Genomic DNA, 16303 nt, shown 5'->3' on the forward strand with positions numbered 1-16303 from the left:
AAAAACCATCCGTAGGAGAGCATCGTGGCAACGGAAGAGATCTTCGAGAGCTGTGTTCGGTCCGCAGGCGATCTTGCAGGCGTGTTCGAGTACAACGGGGAGACTGGCTACTTCTACCTTTACGCGACGGGGGCTGCTGGCGAAGCACGTGTGCTCGATGCCATTCATGTTGTATCCGGCGAGGTCAGCTTCACGGCATCGGATATCGCGATCGAGTGGGAGCAGGGCGAGACACGCGTTGGTCTATTCATTCGTGGCCAACTGCGAGCGTCGTTCGACGCCACGAACATGACCAAGCTGGGCGAAACTCCTCGCAAAGAGCCGCAGCGCGCGACGCCGAAGAAGAGGAGCAAGTGAAACCGCTTCAAGCGGAGGACGAGGGGAACATCCGCCACACCGCCGTCCGCCGAACGTGCCGAAGTCGCAGGCTTCCTGGGCGATCACCGCCAGCGGCAGTCCCCACCTGCTAACCTCCGCGCTCCCGTGCCTCCCCATCGCCTCCCCATCGCCCTCGCCGTCGCGGGTTACCTCCTCGCCCTCCTGCTCGCCGGCACCTTCGTCTCCCGGCGCTCCGGGGGCTTCTCCGGCTACGTCACGGGCGGCGGCAAGATCCCCGCGTGGATGCTCGCCCTCTCCTTCATGGCGAACTTCGTCAGCTCGAACTCCTTCGTCGGACATGCCGGCAAGAGCTACCAGGTCGGCCTCGGCTGGTGTGTCGTCGGTGGCTTCCTCGTCGTCGCCTGCGCCCTCTCCTTCCACCTCTTCGCCCCTCGTTTCGCCGAATTCGGACGCACGAACGGCGCCCTCACGCTCCCCGACTTCTTCGAGCGCCGCTTCGGATCCCGCCCGCTCGCCGTCTTCGTCCAGTGGATCGTCGTCGCCACGACCCTGCTCTACGTCCTCGCCGTCCTGCGCGGCACCGCCCTCGTCGTCGCCTCCGGCCTCGGCCTCTCCTATTCCGCTTCGCTGTGCGCCGTGTACGGCGTCACCCTCGTGTATTGCCTGCTCGGCGGGTTCTGGGCCGACGTGCTCACGGACGTCGTGCAATCGTTCGTCTTGCTCGCCGGCGCGGGCCTGCTCTTCGTCGCCGTCCTCTTCGCCGCGCCCGCGCCTGCGGCGCCCGCGCCTCCGCCGCTCCGCCCGCTCTCCGTCGCGGAGCTCGTCGCGGTGGGCCTCTCCGGCGCCGTCAAGCTCGTCGCCGATCCCAAGCAGGTCATGGTCTTTTATGCCTTCGGCGACGCCACGCGGGCCCGCCGCTTCCGGCATTTTGCACCGCTCTTGCTCCTCGTCGTCCTCGGTTGCCTCTTCCCGATTGGTTACCTCGCGCGGACGCTCTTGCCCCTCGTGCGGGACGCCGACGAGGTCGTCCCTCGCCTCGTCTTCGAGCGAGGCCTGCTCGGCTCGGCCTTCGGATCCGTCTTCCTCGTCGCGCTGCTCGCCGCCTCGATGTCCTCGCTCGACTCGGCCCTGCTCGTCGTCGCCTCTTGCCTCGAAAAACACGTCGTCGCCCCGCTCGCTCGTCGCGAGCCGAGCGAGCGCCACACGCGCCTGATCCTCTTCCTCGTCGCGACCCTCGTCCTCGCGCTCTCCTTTCGCCCGCTCGGCGACATCGTCTCCCTCTCCACCCTCGCGGGCGCGCTGCTCGGCGCCTCGCTCTTGCCCCTCCTTTGCGTGGGCCTCTTCGGGCCGCCGATCCCGCCGCGTGTCGCCCTTTGGTCCCTCACGCTCGGCCTCGTGGGGGCCCTCGCCGGCAAGCTCGCGCCACGCGCGCTCGGCCTGCGTTCGCCCTGGCTGCAGGACATCTTCGTGGGCCTGCTCCTCGCGACCTTGCCCCTCGCCGTCCATGGGCTCTTCGACCGCCGCCGCCCCGCTTCCGTTTCCACCTGAAGGCGCTCCGGCCACGACGCACCGGGGCGTGGCCCGGACGTACGAGGACGGCGAAATTCAAGAAATGGCCCCGATCCGCCGTGGAGTTTCCACATTCTGCGGGTCAGACTCCTCCCTGGAACACGTGACTTCTTTTCTTCCGGGGGGCTTGCATGGACACGAATCGAGTATTCGTGCGGATGGCGGCGCTCGTGGCCTGGGCAGGGCTCGCCGCATGTGGTGATCTGGAGAGGATCGAGCAGCGGACGGGCCGCGGCATTCCCGAGCTCACCACGAGCTCCGACGGCAGCGTCGGCGCCGCGGCGGTGGGACCCGGGGGCGCCTTCGGAATGGGCGGCGCCGGAGGGGCGGAGCCAGGTGATGGCGGCGCTGCAGGCGCCGGCGGTGGCGGCGGCGGAAGCGGCGGCGGCGGCGGCGGAAGCGGCGGCGGAAGCGGCGGCGGCGGCGGCGGAAGCGGCGGCGAAAGCGGCGGCGGCGGCGGCGGTGGCCGCGGCGGAAGCGGCGGTGGCGGCGGCGCCGGTGGAATCGACGTTGCGCAACCTGAGCGAATCGCCCCGCGCGATCTGCGCAAGCGCCTCTTGCACAAATAGCGCGACGAAAAACACGCGGCGCCTCGAACCTCCTTATATGCATGCGCCCGGTTCGTCCTCGCGCCTGCCTGGCACGCTCGCTGCTCATGCGCCCTCCGGGCCCGCGGGGCGGGCTCGAGGGAGGTCCACGTGAGACGGCCGAATCGAGTATTTCTCCTCTGCGCGCCGGCCCTCGCCACGGCGATCGTCTGCTTTGGCAGCGATGCGCTCGCGCAGGGCAACGCCACCATTTCGGGCAAGGTCATCAACGCCGCGACGAACCAGCCGGTCCCCGACGTCGTCGTCACGGCCACCTCGCCCGCGCTCCAGGGCGAAGAGATCGCCGTGACGGACAAGGCAGGCAATTACCGCCTCTCGAGCCTGCCACCCGGCGACGCGTACGTCATTCGCGCCGACGCCGGCACCGCCTATCGACCTTATGCCTCCAGGCCCTTCACGCTCCGCGCCGGCGGCGCGGCCCTCGTCCAGATCCAGATCCTCCCCGACGTCGTCGACGACAGCGTCGAGATCCTCGTGGAAGTCGCCGCGCCGACCATCGATTACACGACCGGCGTCAAGACCAGCGTCGGGCCCGAGTTCACCCGGCGCGTCCCGACGAACCCGCCGACGGGCAAAGGCGGCGCGACCCGCTCCTTCGAGGGCCTCGCCACCATCGCCCCCGGCACCTTCACCGACACCTACGGCGTCTCCGTCAATGGCACGACCTCGCCCGAGAACGGCTTCGTCATCGACGGCCTCTCCGCCAACGACGCCGCCTTCGGTATCCTCGGCACCCCGCTCTCCAGCGAGTTCGTCCGCGAGGTCAACGTCATCACGGCCGGTTATCTGCCCGAATACGGCCGCTCGATCGGCGGCGTCATGGATGTCGTCACGAAGAGCGGCTCGAACGAGTTCCACGGCTCCTTCTTCAGCGCCATCACCCCCGGCGCGCTCGAGGGCGAGCGCAACATCATCCCTCGCCAGGGCAGCACCATCCAGACCAACCCGAGCCTCGCGACCATCCAGGACATCGGCTTCGAGCTCGGCGGCCCCATCCTGCGCGACAAACTCTGGTTCTTCACCGGCATGAGCCTCGCCATTCAGAAGACGCGCCTCGACCGCACCCTGAACAAGCTCCTCTACGTCGAGAACCAGGACGGCACGCCGGTGCTCGACGACATGGGAAACCCCACGCCGATCCTCGATCCCAAGACCGGCTTCCAGCGCACCGAGCTCCTGCCGGGGACGAGCGCCACGCGATTCGCCACGAGCCGCACGTATCAATACATCGGCAAGCTCACGTGGAAGGCGAGCCAGGATCATACCGTCTCGCTCTCGGTCTTCGGCGTACCCCAGACGTCCGGCGGCAACGGCGATTATCCGTTCAACCTGCAGACCGGCGGCGCGGGGGTGAACATCACCGGGCCTTATTCGGCGTTCGGCGGGATCAGCGAGGCATTCACGAACAACGTGGTCCTGAAGACGTCGTCGTCCTTCGCCGACAAGAAGTACCTGCTCGACACCACGATCGGCTGGGTCCACGGCTCGCTCGTGGAGGCGGCCGCCGACGGCAGCGGCGTCGCGGACATCGGCACGCCGGGCACGATGGCGAACATCCCGAGCGTCGCCTGGCGCAAGTCCACCGGCGGGCGTTACCCGATCACCGAATTCGAGACCCTCCCCGCGGCCGCGCTGGCCATGTGCGCGCCCGGCGGCGACCAGGAGATCGCGTCGCTTTATTGCCCCGTCGTCAACTACTTCACGGGCGGACCCGGCATCCTGCGCAGGGCCACCCAGAACCGCGTCCAGGGCCGCGCCATCTTCACGGCGATCGGCAACCTCCTCGGCCAGCACATCCTCAAGGCCGGCGTCGATTTCGAGTTCCTCGACTACACGAGCGCCCGCGGCATGAGCGGCGGCAACGCGTTCCGGGAGTCCGCGGACGGCTCCTATTTCCTGGACGCGCGCCGGTTCGGCTTCCTCGCGGGCCCCGACCGGCCCGTCTTCCTGAACTCGTTCTCCACCACCTCGCAGTCCATCACCGTCGGCGGGTTCATCCAGGATAGCTGGAACATCATGGATCGCGTGACCCTGAACCTCGGCGTCCGCTACGACGCGCAGGTCGTCACGGGCAATGACGGTCGTATCGGCATGACCCTGCCGAACCAGTGGTCGCCCCGCGTCGGCGTGATCTGGGATCCGACCCGGAAGGGCCGCGCCAAGGTCTTCGGCAATTTCGCGCGGTTCTACCAGGCCATCACCCTGAACCTCGTCGACCGCTCCTTCCCCGGCGAGCTCCAGGTCTACTCCCTCCGGGGCGCGAGCGCCTGCGACCCGCGAAACCCCCAGCATGTCAGCGGCGCCTGCGACGACCCGCAGAACCTCGTCACGATCAACGGGAGCACGGATCCCAACCGCAAATTCGGCGCTGCCGGCTCCGATCGTGTGCCCGTGGATCCGGACATCAAGCCTCAGTCCTCCGATCAGTTCGTCATCGGAGGCGAATACGAGCTCTTCACCGGCGCGCGTCTCGGCGGCGCTTACACGCACCAGTCGCTCAACTACGCGGTCGAGGACATGAGCCGCGACGAGGCGAACACCTACTTCATCGGCAACCCGGGCCACGGCATCGCCAAGGACTTCCCCGAGGCCGTCCGCGATTACGACTCGTTCATGATCTTCTTCGAGAAGGCGTTCGCGAACCGCTGGCTCGCGCAGGCGAGTTACACCGCGTCTTACCTCCGCGGCAACCTCGCCGGCCTCTTTCGGCCCGAGACCCAGCAGCTCGATCCGAACATCAACTCCGATTTCGACCTCATCTCGCTCCTGCCGAACCGCGAGGGCCCGCTCCCCGGCGACAGGACCCATTCCATCAAGGTCTTCGGCGCGAAGGAGTTCGTGCTCCCGGGCGACATCACGGTGAGCGTCGGCGGCAGCTACACCGCCCGCTCGGGTACGCCCATCAACGTCCTCGGCGCGCACCCGCAATACCTCACGGGCGAGGTCTTCATCCTGCCGCGCGGCGAGGGCGGGCGGACGCCGTGGGTCCATTCGATCGACACGAACGTCACGGCGGGCCTGAAGCTCGGCAAGGACCAGGCCGTCACCTTCGGCGTCGATATCTTCAACCTCTTCAACTTCCAGGCCGTCACCGGCGTCGATTCGAATTACACGTTCGCCGACGTCCGGCCCATCGCCGGGGGAAAGACGTCCGATCTCCCGGAGGCGCAGGGCAAGCTCGTGTACTGGGACGGCGAGCCGTTCCGGGACGTCGACAAGAACCCCAACTTCGGCAATCCCGCGGGCTTCCAGCTCCCGCGCCAGGTCCGCTTCAACGCCCGGGTGACCTTCTAACCGTGCCTACGAGGAGACGAACCATGAAGAGAGGTCCTTCCTTCCTTGCTGCCGTGATCCTCGCGCTCGGCGCGGCGATGTTCGGCTCGGCTTCGTGCTCGCAGCCGCCGATCCAGTGCGTCGCCGGGCACGGGCCATTCATCGCGAAATACACGCTCGTAGAGGGGACGGGCACGTGCGCCGATCTCGTCGGCGAGGAGATCGGCGTCGCCACGTTCCTCGCGCCAAACGCCGATGGCACGGGCGCCGATTACGACGCACGTAGCATCGCGGTCCAATCCGACACGTTCGGCGGGCTCGTCCAGGAGCGCGAGGGCCTCGGGGCAGGGGAGGACGACCTGCCTTACGCGCTCGGCGCGTACACGACGAACCCCGACGAGCGTGATCTCTGCTTCGCCGGAGGCGCCGCCGGGACGGCCGCGCTCGCCCCCGCCGAGCTCGATTTGCCGGAGGCCGAGGTCATGGACAGCATGGGGAACCCGATCACGTTACCCGCCCGCAGATTGCGACAAACCTGGGAGGACCTCTCCCTTTACGTCACCGCGGCCGCGCCGGGCACGCAGATGGTCGGCACGATGACGTACGAGGACCTCATCGAGGGCTGCTCGGCGACGTACACGTTCGTCGCGCTTTTCCCCGCGGTGCCATGCGCGAAGGCCGGCCCGGACGGCGAACCCACGAACGAGCCGGACGACGCGCTCTGCGATCCGGAGGGCAACGCCGCCGAGGGCCGCACCCCGTCCGGGATCAACCCCGATTACCGCGTGAAATGTGATCCCACGCTGCTTTATTGCGTGCTCGACGAGCCCCCGCGCGCCGCGCCCCGATGATCAAGCGACGCCCGCGTCCGACGGGAGCCCGGCCCGGCGGAACGCGGGTGGTCGGTCGCGCACCGCCCGGAGCTCCGGCTCCTCGAGATCACGGCTCTCGGCGAGCGCGTAGAGCGCCACGATCTCCGACAGATCGAAGACCCGATCCCGCGGCGGGTTGAGCAGCACCTCGAGCGGCTCGTTCTCCTTCGCGTCCGCGCTCCGGAGCTCGATCGCGATCGGGATCACCTGCCTCGGCGCGAGCGCCTCCCGCAGCTCGTCGAACCGCGCCGAGCCCTTCGCGACGGCCGCGAGCGCGCCCGGCTCGAGCCGCACGATCTCCTGCCCGTACTCGCCGAGGATCTCGTCGTAGAGCGCCGTCACGCCCGGCACGAAGGCGCTGTGCACCATGAAGTAGTTCTTGATCCGGTCGGTGCTCACGAGCGAGAGCCGCAGCCGATCCGCGGAGGCGAACCCGCATCTCTTCGCGTCCACGAGCCTGCGCGCGTGCTCGCCCTTCTGCACCGAGGCGAACTCCGCGAGCACGTGCAGCCGCTCGCCCCGCGCGAGCTCGCCCCGCTCGAGCGCCCCCACGAACCGGAGGAGCCGCATCGTCGTGCGCGCGTCCCGATCGACCGCGTCGGGCTCGCTGAGGAAGATGACCGCGCCGACAGGCCCGCCCTTCTTCGCGCACGCGACCGCAAACGAGGCGAGATCCTGCCCGCGGTGCGTGTACACCGTCACCTGTCCGCCGTGCTCGAGCGGCATCGTCACGCCCTCGCGCCCCGGCGGCGGCGCGTCCCGCCCGAGGCCGAGGCCGAGCGACGCGAGGCGCGCCGCGAGCGGCAAACGCTCGTCGCCGCGCTCGCCGAGCACGAGCGTCGCCGAGACCCCGGGCATGAACCGCGCGAGCTCACGCACCATCGACGGCAAGGCCGCGCTGTACCCCACGACGAGCACGCGCGAGAGCAGCCCACGCGCCATCTGCGTGTCCTCGGCCCACGTGTGCACCTCGGGCCGCGGAGACGTGTGCTCGCGGCCGAGCGGCGCGACGCCGCGCCCCATCACGAGATCCCGCCCGTACTTGCGCAGCGGCGCGTACGTCGCGGTGACGCCGATGATCCCGCGGAGCAGCTTCGTCGGGATCTTGCCCGCGCGCGCGCCGAGCTTCCACGCGCCCGAGTCCTCCTCCGGATCGCGGAGCGGGTTCAGCCATTGCTCGAGGTTCGCCACGGGCACGAGCCCCCGCGTCCGCCGCGGCGCCTCCTCGCCGAGGAAGACCCCGGTCAAGAGCACGCCGCGCTCCTCGTACGCCGCGCGCGCGAGCCGTTCGAACGAGACGAACCCGCCCGCGTCGCCGAGCGCCTCGATCGCCTCGGCCTCGCCGGGCTCGACGAACAAGTGCGTGTAGAACTCGGACCCGTCCGCCGTCATGAGGTCCGTGTACAGCGCCTCGACCCCCGGCGTGACGAGGTGCTGGCACAAAAAAAGCCCGAGGAAACGCGGCATGTCGAGCGGGAACGTATGAGGCCCGCCGATCGCCATCACGAGCGCGCTGTTCTCGCTCTCCACCACCTCGACGAAGACCTGCGCGTCGGCGTTCTGCGCGCGGAACGAGGCCAGCGTCATCGTCGTCACCGCGTCCGCGTCGGGCCCTGCGTCCGCGCGCGAGAGCAGGATCGCGCGCTTCGCCGACGCCGCCGACACCCGCCCGAGCGCGTCCGGATCCGAGCCGTCGCCCTCGCGGTACATCACCCAGCGCATCATCGGCTCGTAGAGGTAGCCGGGCGGAGCCTCCGTCGTCCCGAGCAGCGCCATGCGCGGCAGCGCGTGCCTGCGCGGCCTCGCCCCGCGCCCGCGTAACCATTGCAGGATCTCCGCCGGCCGGAAGGCGCTGCGCAACATGCGGTTGCGCTCGTAGAGCCGCGCGAACTCCCGCACGAGCATCTCCGCGTCGTGCACGGGCCCGATGACGAGCGAGTGCTGGTGGTAGTCGACCGGGCGCCGCCGCTCGGCCCGCACGACCTGATCGACGATGTTCGATCCGATGCCGATGATGAACGACACCACGAACACGCCCACGATCGTGAGCCCCAGCGAGAGCACCGCGATCGGCGCCGGCACCTTGATCGTCCCGACCAGGTTGTCCGGGCTCTCGAGCTGCCGGAACGCCCACCACACCCGATCGAAAAAATCGGCGTCCGCGTCGAGCCCGCTGCCCGTGTAGTCGTAGCGGACCGCGAGGTGATCGAGCACCACCGCCGCGCCGAACGCGAGCGACCAGACGGCCACGGTCACGAGCGCGAACTGCTGGAGCTGCTCGCGCCGGGTCACGATCGAGTACACGTCGGCCGCGAGCTCGCGCGCGAACCGCAAGAGCAGCAGGAGCCGCGCGAGCCGGAGCGAGAGCAGCGGCGCGACGTACCGCCCGTCGCCCATCTGCTCGAAGGGCAAGAAGCTCAGGAGCGCGAGCAGATCGACGACGAGGAAGAACCATTCGAAGCGCCGGATCTCCTCGCGGGGCCTCTTGAGCGCGAGGAAGCGCAGCGCGAGCTCGAGCGAGAAGATCAGGAGGAAGGCGGGCCGGAGCGCGCTCTCCACCCGGGGCAGGGGCAGGAGCGAGACGATGATGCAGAGCGCGAGCCCGATCTTGATCGGACGCTTGTCGAGCAGCGCGGCGACGCGATGCGGGAGGCTCGGTGCCCGAGGGGCCATCGCGCCGCAGCATAGACCAGGCCGCCCCGCCGGCGATCGGCCAGGGAGCGTCGGCGCGGCACAATTGACGTAGCGTCACGTTTCGAGACGTGCGAGAGTCCCGGCCGATCGAGGGAAACAGATGAATCTCAGTGAACCGCTCAAGCAGCGTATCGAGGCGCTCGTCCGCTCCGACCGCGTCGTGCTCTTCATGAAGGGCTCGCGCAGGTTCCCGCAATGTGGGTTCTCCGGCGCCGTCGTGCAGATCCTCGACGAGGTGATCGAGACATACACGACGGTGAACGTCCTCGAAGATCCCGAGATTCGCGAGGGCGTCAAGGCGTACGCGAGCTGGCCCACGATCCCGCAGGTTTACATCGACGGCGAGTTCGTCGGCGGGGCCGACATCGTCCGGGAGATGCGCGAGAGCGGCGAGCTCGCGCAGAAGCTCGGGGGCGCGAAGGGCGGCGAGCCGAAGGCGCTCACGCTCACGCTCTCGGAGGCGGCCAAGCGCGCGGTCGTCGAGGCCGCGAAGGACGCGGATCCGGGCGAGCTGCTCCGCTTCGAGGTGAGCCCCCGCTTCGAGTATGGCCTGTTTTTTGGCCCGCGCGCCCCGGGCGACGTCGAGGTCGACGCGGGCGGCATCACGGTGCTCGTCGACGCGGCGAGCGCGCGCCGGGCGGACGGGGTCCGCGTCGATTTCGTGGAGGGGCCGGAGGGCGCGGGCTTCAAGATCGACAACCCCAACGAGCCGCCGCGCGTCCGTCAGCTCTCCGTGCGCAAGCTGAAGGAGATGCTCGACGCCGGCGAGAGCTTCGAGCTCGTCGACGTGCGCACCGAGAGGGAGCGCGCGATCGCGTGGATCGAGCAGGCGAAGCTGCTCGATCAGGCCGAGCTCGAGCGGCTCTCCGCCCTGCCCAGGGACACGGCGATCGTCTTCCATTGCCATCACGGCGGCCGGAGCCGCTCGGCGGCCGAGGCGTTCGTCGGGCGAGGTTTCTCCAGAGTGTACAATCTGGAGGGGGGCATCGACGCCTGGGCGGTCGTCATCGACCCCTCGGTTGCGCGATATTGAAGAGAATGGGTAGGGAGGCGCCGTGTCGTACCACATGACCACGTTCCAGGGCTCGATCCCCGCGGCGATCGAGCAGGCCATCAAGGAAAAGATCAACGACGCCGTGGTGGAGGTGCAGGGCGGGGGAGGGCATTTCGAGATCTCCGTCACGAGCAAGGTCTTCGCGGGCAAGAGCACGCTCGAGAAGCACCGCCTCGTCCTCGGCGCGATCGCGCACCTCATGGCGGGCAACGACGCCCCCGTGCACGCCGTCGACAAACTGAATACCAAAGTCCCCTCGTGACGACCCCGGGCGCGCGCCGCTGCGAGCGTGCGCCCGAACGACGGAGGCCCCATGACGAACCTCGTCCTCCGCGCGCTCCTTTACTCCTCCCTCGGATTCGCGCTCGGCTGGGCGCACGCGAAGGCCATCGCCGAAGGTGAGCGGATCTTCCGGGAGACGGGCGAGCGGGCGCGTCCCACGGTCATCTTCGTGCTCCGCCTCGTCCTGCTCTGCGTCGCATTCGGCGTGATCGGCAAGGCGGGGTCGATGCCATTCCTCGCGGCGCTCCTCGGCTTCGTCGTCGCGCGGCTCGTTCGCCGTCGCACATCGAATGCGCCAAATAAGTGACACTTCTGGATACCACTGTACGGCTGGCTGATGTCGTTATAGACAGGGCTCTCTGCCACCCGTTTCTCCCGCGAGGTTGCCCGGAACGTGGCATATCTCGCTCCTCGGAAAAACGGGCGTCATGGAGGAGCTCCCGGTGGACGTGCAAGAAATCCAGGCATTGCAGGAAGAGGCCGAGCGGCTCCGCGCGCGCGTGACCGAGCTCGAAGCGGCCCTCGCGGCCGCGACCCGTCGCGTGACCCTCCACGAGGCGTTCCTCGAGGACCTCCCCGTCCCGGTCGTCGTCACCGACGCCGCGGGGGTGGTGGTCGAAATCAACAAAAAGAGCCGCGAGTCGCTCGGCGTCCCCTCGCGGGAGCTCGTGGTCGGCAAGCACAACGTGCTCCACAATCCCAGCTCGGCGGCCTCGGGTTATACCGGGTACATCGAGAGGGCCCTGCGTGGCGAGGCCTTCGTCACGCCGCCCACTTCGTACGATGTAGCCGATACGGGGTTCGGGCGGAAGCGCGAGGTGCGCTGGGCGGAGAACGCGTTCCAGCCCATCGACGTCGACGGCGAGCGGTACGTGCTCTCGGTGAACGTCGACGTGACCGAGCGGGTCCGGGCGCTGCGCGCGCAGGAGGAGAGCCAGCAGTTCTTGCGCGGGATCGTCGAGAATGCGCCCTCGCTCGTGTACGTGAAGGATCTCGCGGGCCGTTATCTGCTGGTCAATAACCAGTTCGAGCAGTTCGCCCACATGGACCGCGCGTCTATCCTCGGAATGACGGACGCCGAGCTCTTCGGGGAGCACGCCGAGGAGTACATGGAAGCCGACGGGCGCGTGGCCCGGACGGGGACGCCCCTCGTGCGCGAGGACGTGCTCCCCATGGGCGACCGCGTCGCCACCTACGTGACGACGAAGTTCCCGCTGCAGGACATCGCGGACAAGACCATCGCCGTGTGCAGCATCTCGGTCGACGTCACCGAGCAAAAAGAAGCCGAGGCGCGGGCGCGAAAGCTCCAGGACGAGGTGATGTCCCTGCAGGAGGCCACGCTGCGGGCCCTCTCGACGCCGCTCCTGCCGATCGCCGAGGGCGTCGTGGTGATGCCGCTCATCGGCAACATCGACGCTCGCCGCGCCGAGCAGGTGCTCGAGACGTTGCTCCCCGGCATCGTGGAGAACCACGCGTCGATCGTCATCCTCGACGTCACCGGCGTGCCGGTCGTCGACGCGCAGGTCGCGAACGCGCTCGTGCAAGCGGCGCGCGCGGTCGAGCTGCTCGGGGCCGAGGTCGTCCTGACGGGCATCCAGCCGGCGATGGCCCGCACGCTGGTCGACATCGGCATCGAGCTCGGCCGCATCCGGACCCAGAGCACCCTCCGCGGCGGGATCGCCATCGCGCTCGCCCGCGGCGCGCGAACCAGGCGCTAATCGCCCTCCTTCACGGAGAGCGCCTCCTTGGCCATTTCCTCGTAACTCATGCGCCGGACGCGCGCGAGCTCCGCGTCGTCGTATTGCCGGGCCATGAACTCCTTGCCCACGCCCCCCAGGCGGCCGAGCAGATCCCCGAGCAAGGCGCCCGCGAGCGGGTGATCGACCCCGTCCTGCAAGACCCGCAAGAACCGGGTGAAGGGCCGCCGCGACGTCTCCTCCTTGCGGCCGAGGAGCTGCATCCGCTTGAACGCGTCCCGGAGCCGTCTCCCCTGCGGATCGACGAAGCTCATCGGATCGAGGAACACGTCGCGGATGAACGGGTGCCCGTGATAAAGCATGTTCACGAACGCCTTCGCCCCCCGCGCCCGCTCCGCGAGCGAGAGCGACGTCTCGCGCTCGGCCATCCGCCGCTCGTAGGCCTCGGAGCCGTAATACTCCGCCATGTGATAGTCGATCGCGATGTGGCGCGACTCGTCGCGGTTGATGAGCGTCATCGCCTCCTGGCTCATCTCGTCGTGCACGAAATCGTTGATCGACCGGAGGAGCGCGATGTCCAGGATGAGCTCCCCCGCCACGATGTAGGCGTTCGCCACGTCGTCGCTCAGGTAATGAATCGCGTCCACGAAATGCGGCGCGAACGCCGTCAGGCTCTCGCTCTGCCGGTACATCCTGTAATGGTGCACGTCGTAGAAATCGGCGAGCATCTGCGCCGCGTGCGAGTGCCGCACCTCGTCGACGACGAACGTCCGGAAGATGGCCTTCAGCGTCGGAGCCGTGACGCGCCGCTCCTGCTCGCGGAAGAGCGCGCCCGCGAGCCGCTCGATCCCGGCCATGTCCGTGAAGAGCTGCACGATCGCGATCTCGTCCTCCCGCGACATGGGCCGCGGCTTGCGGCTCCAGTCGAGGTCGCCGACGCGCCACTGATCACGCCGGCAGTTCTCCAGCATCCGCTCGAGGTCCATGCCCGTCAGGATACCCCTCGTTATCGACCCGGTAAAGCGCCCGACGGAGGGCGCACACGCGCCCCGGGCACCCCGCTTGCGTTCGTCGGGGCATGACCCCGACCCGCGTTATCGAGACGACCCGAACGGAAGAGAAGAACCCGGCCAGACCACCCGAGCGGCCCGGAGCGCCGCCCGCGGAGGATCCGAACATCCGCAAGGGCCCGATCGAGGATCCGCGCATCCGCAAGGGCCCGATCGAGGATCCGCGCATCCGCAAGGGCCCGATCGAGGATCCGCGGCCCCCGAGCCCCGTCCCCGGCGAACCCGCCGAGGAGCCGCCCGTCATCCGTGATCCTCCCGCGCCCAACCAGAAGCCGGGCGAGGTGATCCGGGTCGCCTGAAACGAAACGCACGAGCACCTTGATGCGGCCGACGACCTTCGGGCATCATCCGGTCCCATGCGCACGGGAGACGTCGTTGACGGACGCTTCGCCATACTGGAGCGCGCCGGCGTCGGCGGCATGGGATCCGTGTATCGAGCCCTCGATCGGCAGACGACGAAGCTCGTCGCGATCAAGGTCCTGCACGCGCCGGACACGACCTCGCAGGCCCGCTTCCTCAAGGAGGCCAAGGCGCTCGCGGGGCTCGAGCATCCGCACATCGTCCGCTACGTGACGCACGGCATCTCCCCCGACGGCGAGCCGTACCTCGTGATGGAGTGGCTCGAGGGCGAGAGCCTCGACCGGCGCCTCGCCCGCGAGCCTTTTCGCCTCGAGGAGTGCCTCGACCTCGCGCGGCGCCTCGCCGTGGCCCTCGGCGCCGCCCACACGCGCGGCGTCGTCCACCGCGACGTCAAGCCGAGCAACGTCTTCCTCGTCGACGGCGTGATCGACAAGGTCCGCCTGCTCGATTTCGGCATCGCCCGCCTCGACGACGTCTCGAGTGGCCTCACCCGCACCGGCAACGTCCTCGGCACCCCCGGGTACATGGCGCCCGAGCAGGCCCGCGGGGACAAACGGTACGTCGACGCGCGGGCCGACGTCTTTTCGCTCGGCTGCCTGCTCTACGAGTGTTTGACGGGTGAACCACCCTTCAACGGCCCGCACCCGATGGCCATCATCACGAAGCTACTCGCGGAGGAGGCGCCGCGCCTGCGCGCGAGCCGCCACGACGTCTCGGAGGCCCTCGACGCCCTCGTCGCCCGCATGCTCTCGAAGGAGCCCGGCGCGCGCCCCGCGGACGGCGCTGCGGTCGCCGCCGCGCTCGACGCCCTCGCCAGCCTGAAGAGCGTCGAGCCGCCGCCGCCCTCCATCCGCTCGCGCCCCTCGTACGCGGACGTCTTCCCCTCGATCCCGCCCTCGTCCCCGCCCTCGTCCGATCCGACGCTCGGCATGGCGGCGACGATGCCGGGCCTCTCCTCGCTGCGCGAGCTGTCCGAGCAAGCCGGGCAGCGCCCCTCGTCGCCGCCGCCCGAGCCTCGATCGAGCCGCATGGTCGACCTGCCTCCGCCGAGCGTCTCTCCCGCGAGTGATCGCCGCTGGTTCGAGCGCTTGCCGCGGCCCGCGGGCCGGAGCCAGTTCCGGGTCAAGGGCATCGCCTACAAGGGCCTCCTTCATTACGTCTCGACGCGCCTCGACGGCGGGATGCAATCGCTCGCGAATACGTTCCGCGACCCCGTCTTGCGCGAATACCTCGGCCAGCCCTTCCTCGCGTCGAGCTTCTACGACTTCTTCCCGCTCGTCGCGGCGAGCGCCGGGTGCGCCGCGCTCGTGGGCGTGCAGCTCGAGGTCTTCGCCCAGGGCCAGGGCCGGGCCCAGGCGAAGTACGACGCCGAGCACGCCTATCGTTCGTTCGTCCAGGGCCGGTCGATCGACGATTTCCCCTCGCGCTTCCGGCTCATCGCCACGCGTTATTACGATTTTGGCGAATGGGAGGCGAACTCGTTCTCGCCGGGCACGATCACCTTCGTGCAGCGGGGCATCCCGGCCTGGTCCATCCCCTGGTACTCCCCGCTGCAATCGGGGTACATCTCGACGCTCGTCCACCTCGTCTCGGGCAAACCTGCCTCGGTGACCGTCTACCCGACCCGCCGCGACGGCGTGAGCGAGGGGATGCAGACGGTCATCCTCGAGATGGACGTGTCGTATTAAGCGAGCACGCGGCCCACGAAGAACGGGCCCATCTGCGTGATGAACTCGCTCGTTTGCCGCGTCTTTCGCATGGCCTGCACGATGTGCGAGAGCGGGTGCAGCTCCTTGCCGACGAGGCCGATCACGAACTCGTTGTCGTTCATGTCGAGCCCGTGGCAGGCGAGCCGGACGTCGTGCGCGAGGTCCTTCGCCCCGTAGGCCTTCCCGATCGTGCCGTGCTCGCGCATGATCCCGCCCTGCTCGCGCGGCTCGAGCTTGGAGAACGCCCCGCTCCGCCGCAGCGGATACCACACGGCCCACGGCCACGCCGCGTTCGTCACCGTCTCCGCCGGCCTGCGCAAGAGCCAGTATTCGAGGTCCTGCTCGTAGCCGGTCGAGTAGGTGCGTCCGAGCATGGTCATGTCGGGGCGCAGGCGCAGCCGCGGCGCCGAGCTCTCGTCGAGGATCGCCGGGCGCACGATCTCCACGAACGCGCCCGGGTTCTCGCTCCACGTGAGCACGCCGATGCTCCAGGGATCGTTGACGTCCTCGTAGACCACGACCCCGACGCCCTTGCTCTGGATGCGCGAGCGGGTGTCCCGCGCCTTTCGCGTGATGGCGTCCGCGGTCCCGTTTTCGGCCTGGAAGACCAGGAGCTGCATGAACAGCCGCCGATCCATCGTCTGCGGCTGGCCGTCCCGCGGCGCGCCGCGCTCGCTGACGTCGATCTGCAGTTCCTCGCCGCCCTGCCCATGGCCATGTCCGGCCGGTCGTCCGCCCGGGGTCGCTTCGCTCATGTTGCAAGGGCTACCCGCCTC

14 protein-coding genes are annotated in these 16303 nt (G+C 69.0%); 11 read left to right on the forward strand and 3 right to left on the reverse strand.

All coding sequences use genetic code 11. The features are described 5' to 3' along the window. Positions 1-24: 24 nt before the first annotated feature. The 5 genes from GF068_RS17110 (at position 25) to GF068_RS17130 (ending at position 6640) form a co-directional block, all read left to right on the forward strand. Positions 25-357, forward strand: coding sequence for a DUF2251 domain-containing protein (locus GF068_RS17110; RefSeq protein WP_153820427.1), 333 nt, complete (start codon positions 25-27; stop codon positions 355-357). A 126-nt stretch (positions 358-483) separates the two neighbouring features. Next, complete coding sequence (locus GF068_RS17115) at positions 484-1887, forward strand: sodium:solute symporter family transporter (protein ID WP_153820428.1); 1404 nt, start codon at positions 484-486, stop codon at positions 1885-1887. Positions 1888-2039: 152 nt separating this feature from the next. Beyond that, complete coding sequence (locus GF068_RS44285; protein WP_206079489.1) at positions 2040-2477, forward strand: hypothetical protein; 438 nt, start codon at positions 2040-2042, stop codon at positions 2475-2477. A 129-nt stretch (positions 2478-2606) separates the two neighbouring features. Beyond that, the gene (locus GF068_RS47060) at positions 2607-5810 is read left to right on the forward strand and encodes a TonB-dependent receptor (protein WP_338046430.1); all 3204 of its coding nucleotides are present in this window, start codon (positions 2607-2609) and stop codon (positions 5808-5810) included. Between the two features lie 23 nt (positions 5811-5833). Next, complete coding sequence (locus GF068_RS17130) at positions 5834-6640, forward strand: hypothetical protein (protein WP_153820429.1); 807 nt, start codon at positions 5834-5836, stop codon at positions 6638-6640. Here the strand turns inward: GF068_RS17130 and GF068_RS17135 are convergent, their stop codons facing one another. Further along, complete coding sequence (locus tag GF068_RS17135) at positions 6641-9334, reverse strand: ion transporter (protein WP_153820430.1); 2694 nt, start codon at positions 9332-9334, stop codon at positions 6641-6643. 121 nt (positions 9335-9455) lie between these two features. Here GF068_RS17135 and grxD point away from each other — a divergent pair, with 121 nt between their 5' ends. The 4 genes from grxD to GF068_RS17155 all read left to right on the forward strand — a co-directional run bounded on the left by grxD (position 9456) and on the right by GF068_RS17155 (position 12409). Further along, positions 9456-10388, forward strand: a complete 933-nt coding sequence (gene grxD, locus GF068_RS46290) for a Grx4 family monothiol glutaredoxin (RefSeq protein ID WP_153820431.1) — start codon at positions 9456-9458, stop codon at positions 10386-10388. A gap of 22 nt (positions 10389-10410) precedes the next feature. Beyond that, positions 10411-10671, forward strand: coding sequence for a BolA/IbaG family iron-sulfur metabolism protein (locus GF068_RS17145; RefSeq protein WP_338046431.1), 261 nt, complete (start codon positions 10411-10413; stop codon positions 10669-10671). A 51-nt stretch (positions 10672-10722) separates the two neighbouring features. After that, the gene (locus GF068_RS17150) at positions 10723-10998 is read left to right on the forward strand and encodes an N-ATPase subunit AtpR (protein ID WP_153820432.1); all 276 of its coding nucleotides are present in this window, start codon (positions 10723-10725) and stop codon (positions 10996-10998) included. Positions 10999-11119: 121 nt separating this feature from the next. Further along, the gene (locus GF068_RS17155; protein ID WP_153820433.1) at positions 11120-12409 is read left to right on the forward strand and encodes a PAS domain-containing protein; all 1290 of its coding nucleotides are present in this window, start codon (positions 11120-11122) and stop codon (positions 12407-12409) included. On the opposite strand, the gene GF068_RS17160 is transcribed toward GF068_RS17155, so the two are convergent. Then, a complete protein-coding gene (locus GF068_RS17160) occupies positions 12406-13374 on the reverse strand; it encodes a hypothetical protein (RefSeq protein WP_153820434.1) in 969 nt (322 codons plus the stop codon). The genes GF068_RS17155 and GF068_RS17160 overlap by 4 nt on opposite strands. 92 nt (positions 13375-13466) lie before the next feature. Between GF068_RS17160 and GF068_RS17165 the strand changes: the two genes are divergently transcribed. Together GF068_RS17165 and GF068_RS44290 are read left to right on the forward strand one after the other, a co-directional pair. Next, the gene (locus GF068_RS17165; protein WP_153820435.1) at positions 13467-13757 is read left to right on the forward strand and encodes a hypothetical protein; all 291 of its coding nucleotides are present in this window, start codon (positions 13467-13469) and stop codon (positions 13755-13757) included. 57 nt (positions 13758-13814) lie between these two features. Further along, complete coding sequence (locus GF068_RS44290) at positions 13815-15506, forward strand: serine/threonine-protein kinase (RefSeq protein WP_206079490.1); 1692 nt, start codon at positions 13815-13817, stop codon at positions 15504-15506. Here the strand turns inward: GF068_RS44290 and GF068_RS17175 are convergent. Further along, a complete protein-coding gene (locus tag GF068_RS17175; protein WP_153820436.1) occupies positions 15503-16282 on the reverse strand; it encodes a chlorite dismutase family protein in 780 nt (259 codons plus the stop codon). The genes GF068_RS44290 and GF068_RS17175 overlap by 4 nt on opposite strands. Between the last annotated feature and the right edge of the window lie 21 nt (positions 16283-16303).

Origin of the sequence: Polyangium spumosum, assembly GCF_009649845.1 — a bacterium.
Lineage (GTDB): Bacteria > Myxococcota_A > Polyangia > Polyangiales > Polyangiaceae > Polyangium > Polyangium spumosum.

Excerpts from the sequence above, each read along its gene's own strand:
- GF068_RS17160 (WP_153820434.1), bottom strand. The coding sequence starts at position 13,374 with ATGGACCTCGAGCGGATGCTGGAGAACTGCCGGCGTGATCAGTGGCGC.
- GF068_RS44285 (WP_206079489.1), top strand. The coding sequence starts at position 2,040 with ATGGACACGAATCGAGTATTCGTGCGGATGGCGGCGCTCGTGGCCTGG.
- GF068_RS17150 (WP_153820432.1), top strand. The coding sequence starts at position 10,723 with ATGACGAACCTCGTCCTCCGCGCGCTCCTTTACTCCTCCCTCGGATTC.
- GF068_RS17175 (WP_153820436.1), bottom strand. The coding sequence starts at position 16,282 with ATGAGCGAAGCGACCCCGGGCGGACGACCGGCCGGACATGGCCATGGG.
- grxD (WP_153820431.1), top strand. The coding sequence starts at position 9,456 with ATGAATCTCAGTGAACCGCTCAAGCAGCGTATCGAGGCGCTCGTCCGC.
- GF068_RS17165 (WP_153820435.1), top strand. The coding sequence starts at position 13,467 with ATGACCCCGACCCGCGTTATCGAGACGACCCGAACGGAAGAGAAGAAC.
- GF068_RS17155 (WP_153820433.1), top strand. The coding sequence starts at position 11,120 with ATGGAGGAGCTCCCGGTGGACGTGCAAGAAATCCAGGCATTGCAGGAA.
- GF068_RS17130 (WP_153820429.1), top strand. The coding sequence starts at position 5,834 with ATGAAGAGAGGTCCTTCCTTCCTTGCTGCCGTGATCCTCGCGCTCGGC.
- GF068_RS17135 (WP_153820430.1), bottom strand. The coding sequence starts at position 9,334 with ATGGCCCCTCGGGCACCGAGCCTCCCGCATCGCGTCGCCGCGCTGCTC.
- GF068_RS44290 (WP_206079490.1), top strand. The coding sequence starts at position 13,815 with ATGCGCACGGGAGACGTCGTTGACGGACGCTTCGCCATACTGGAGCGC.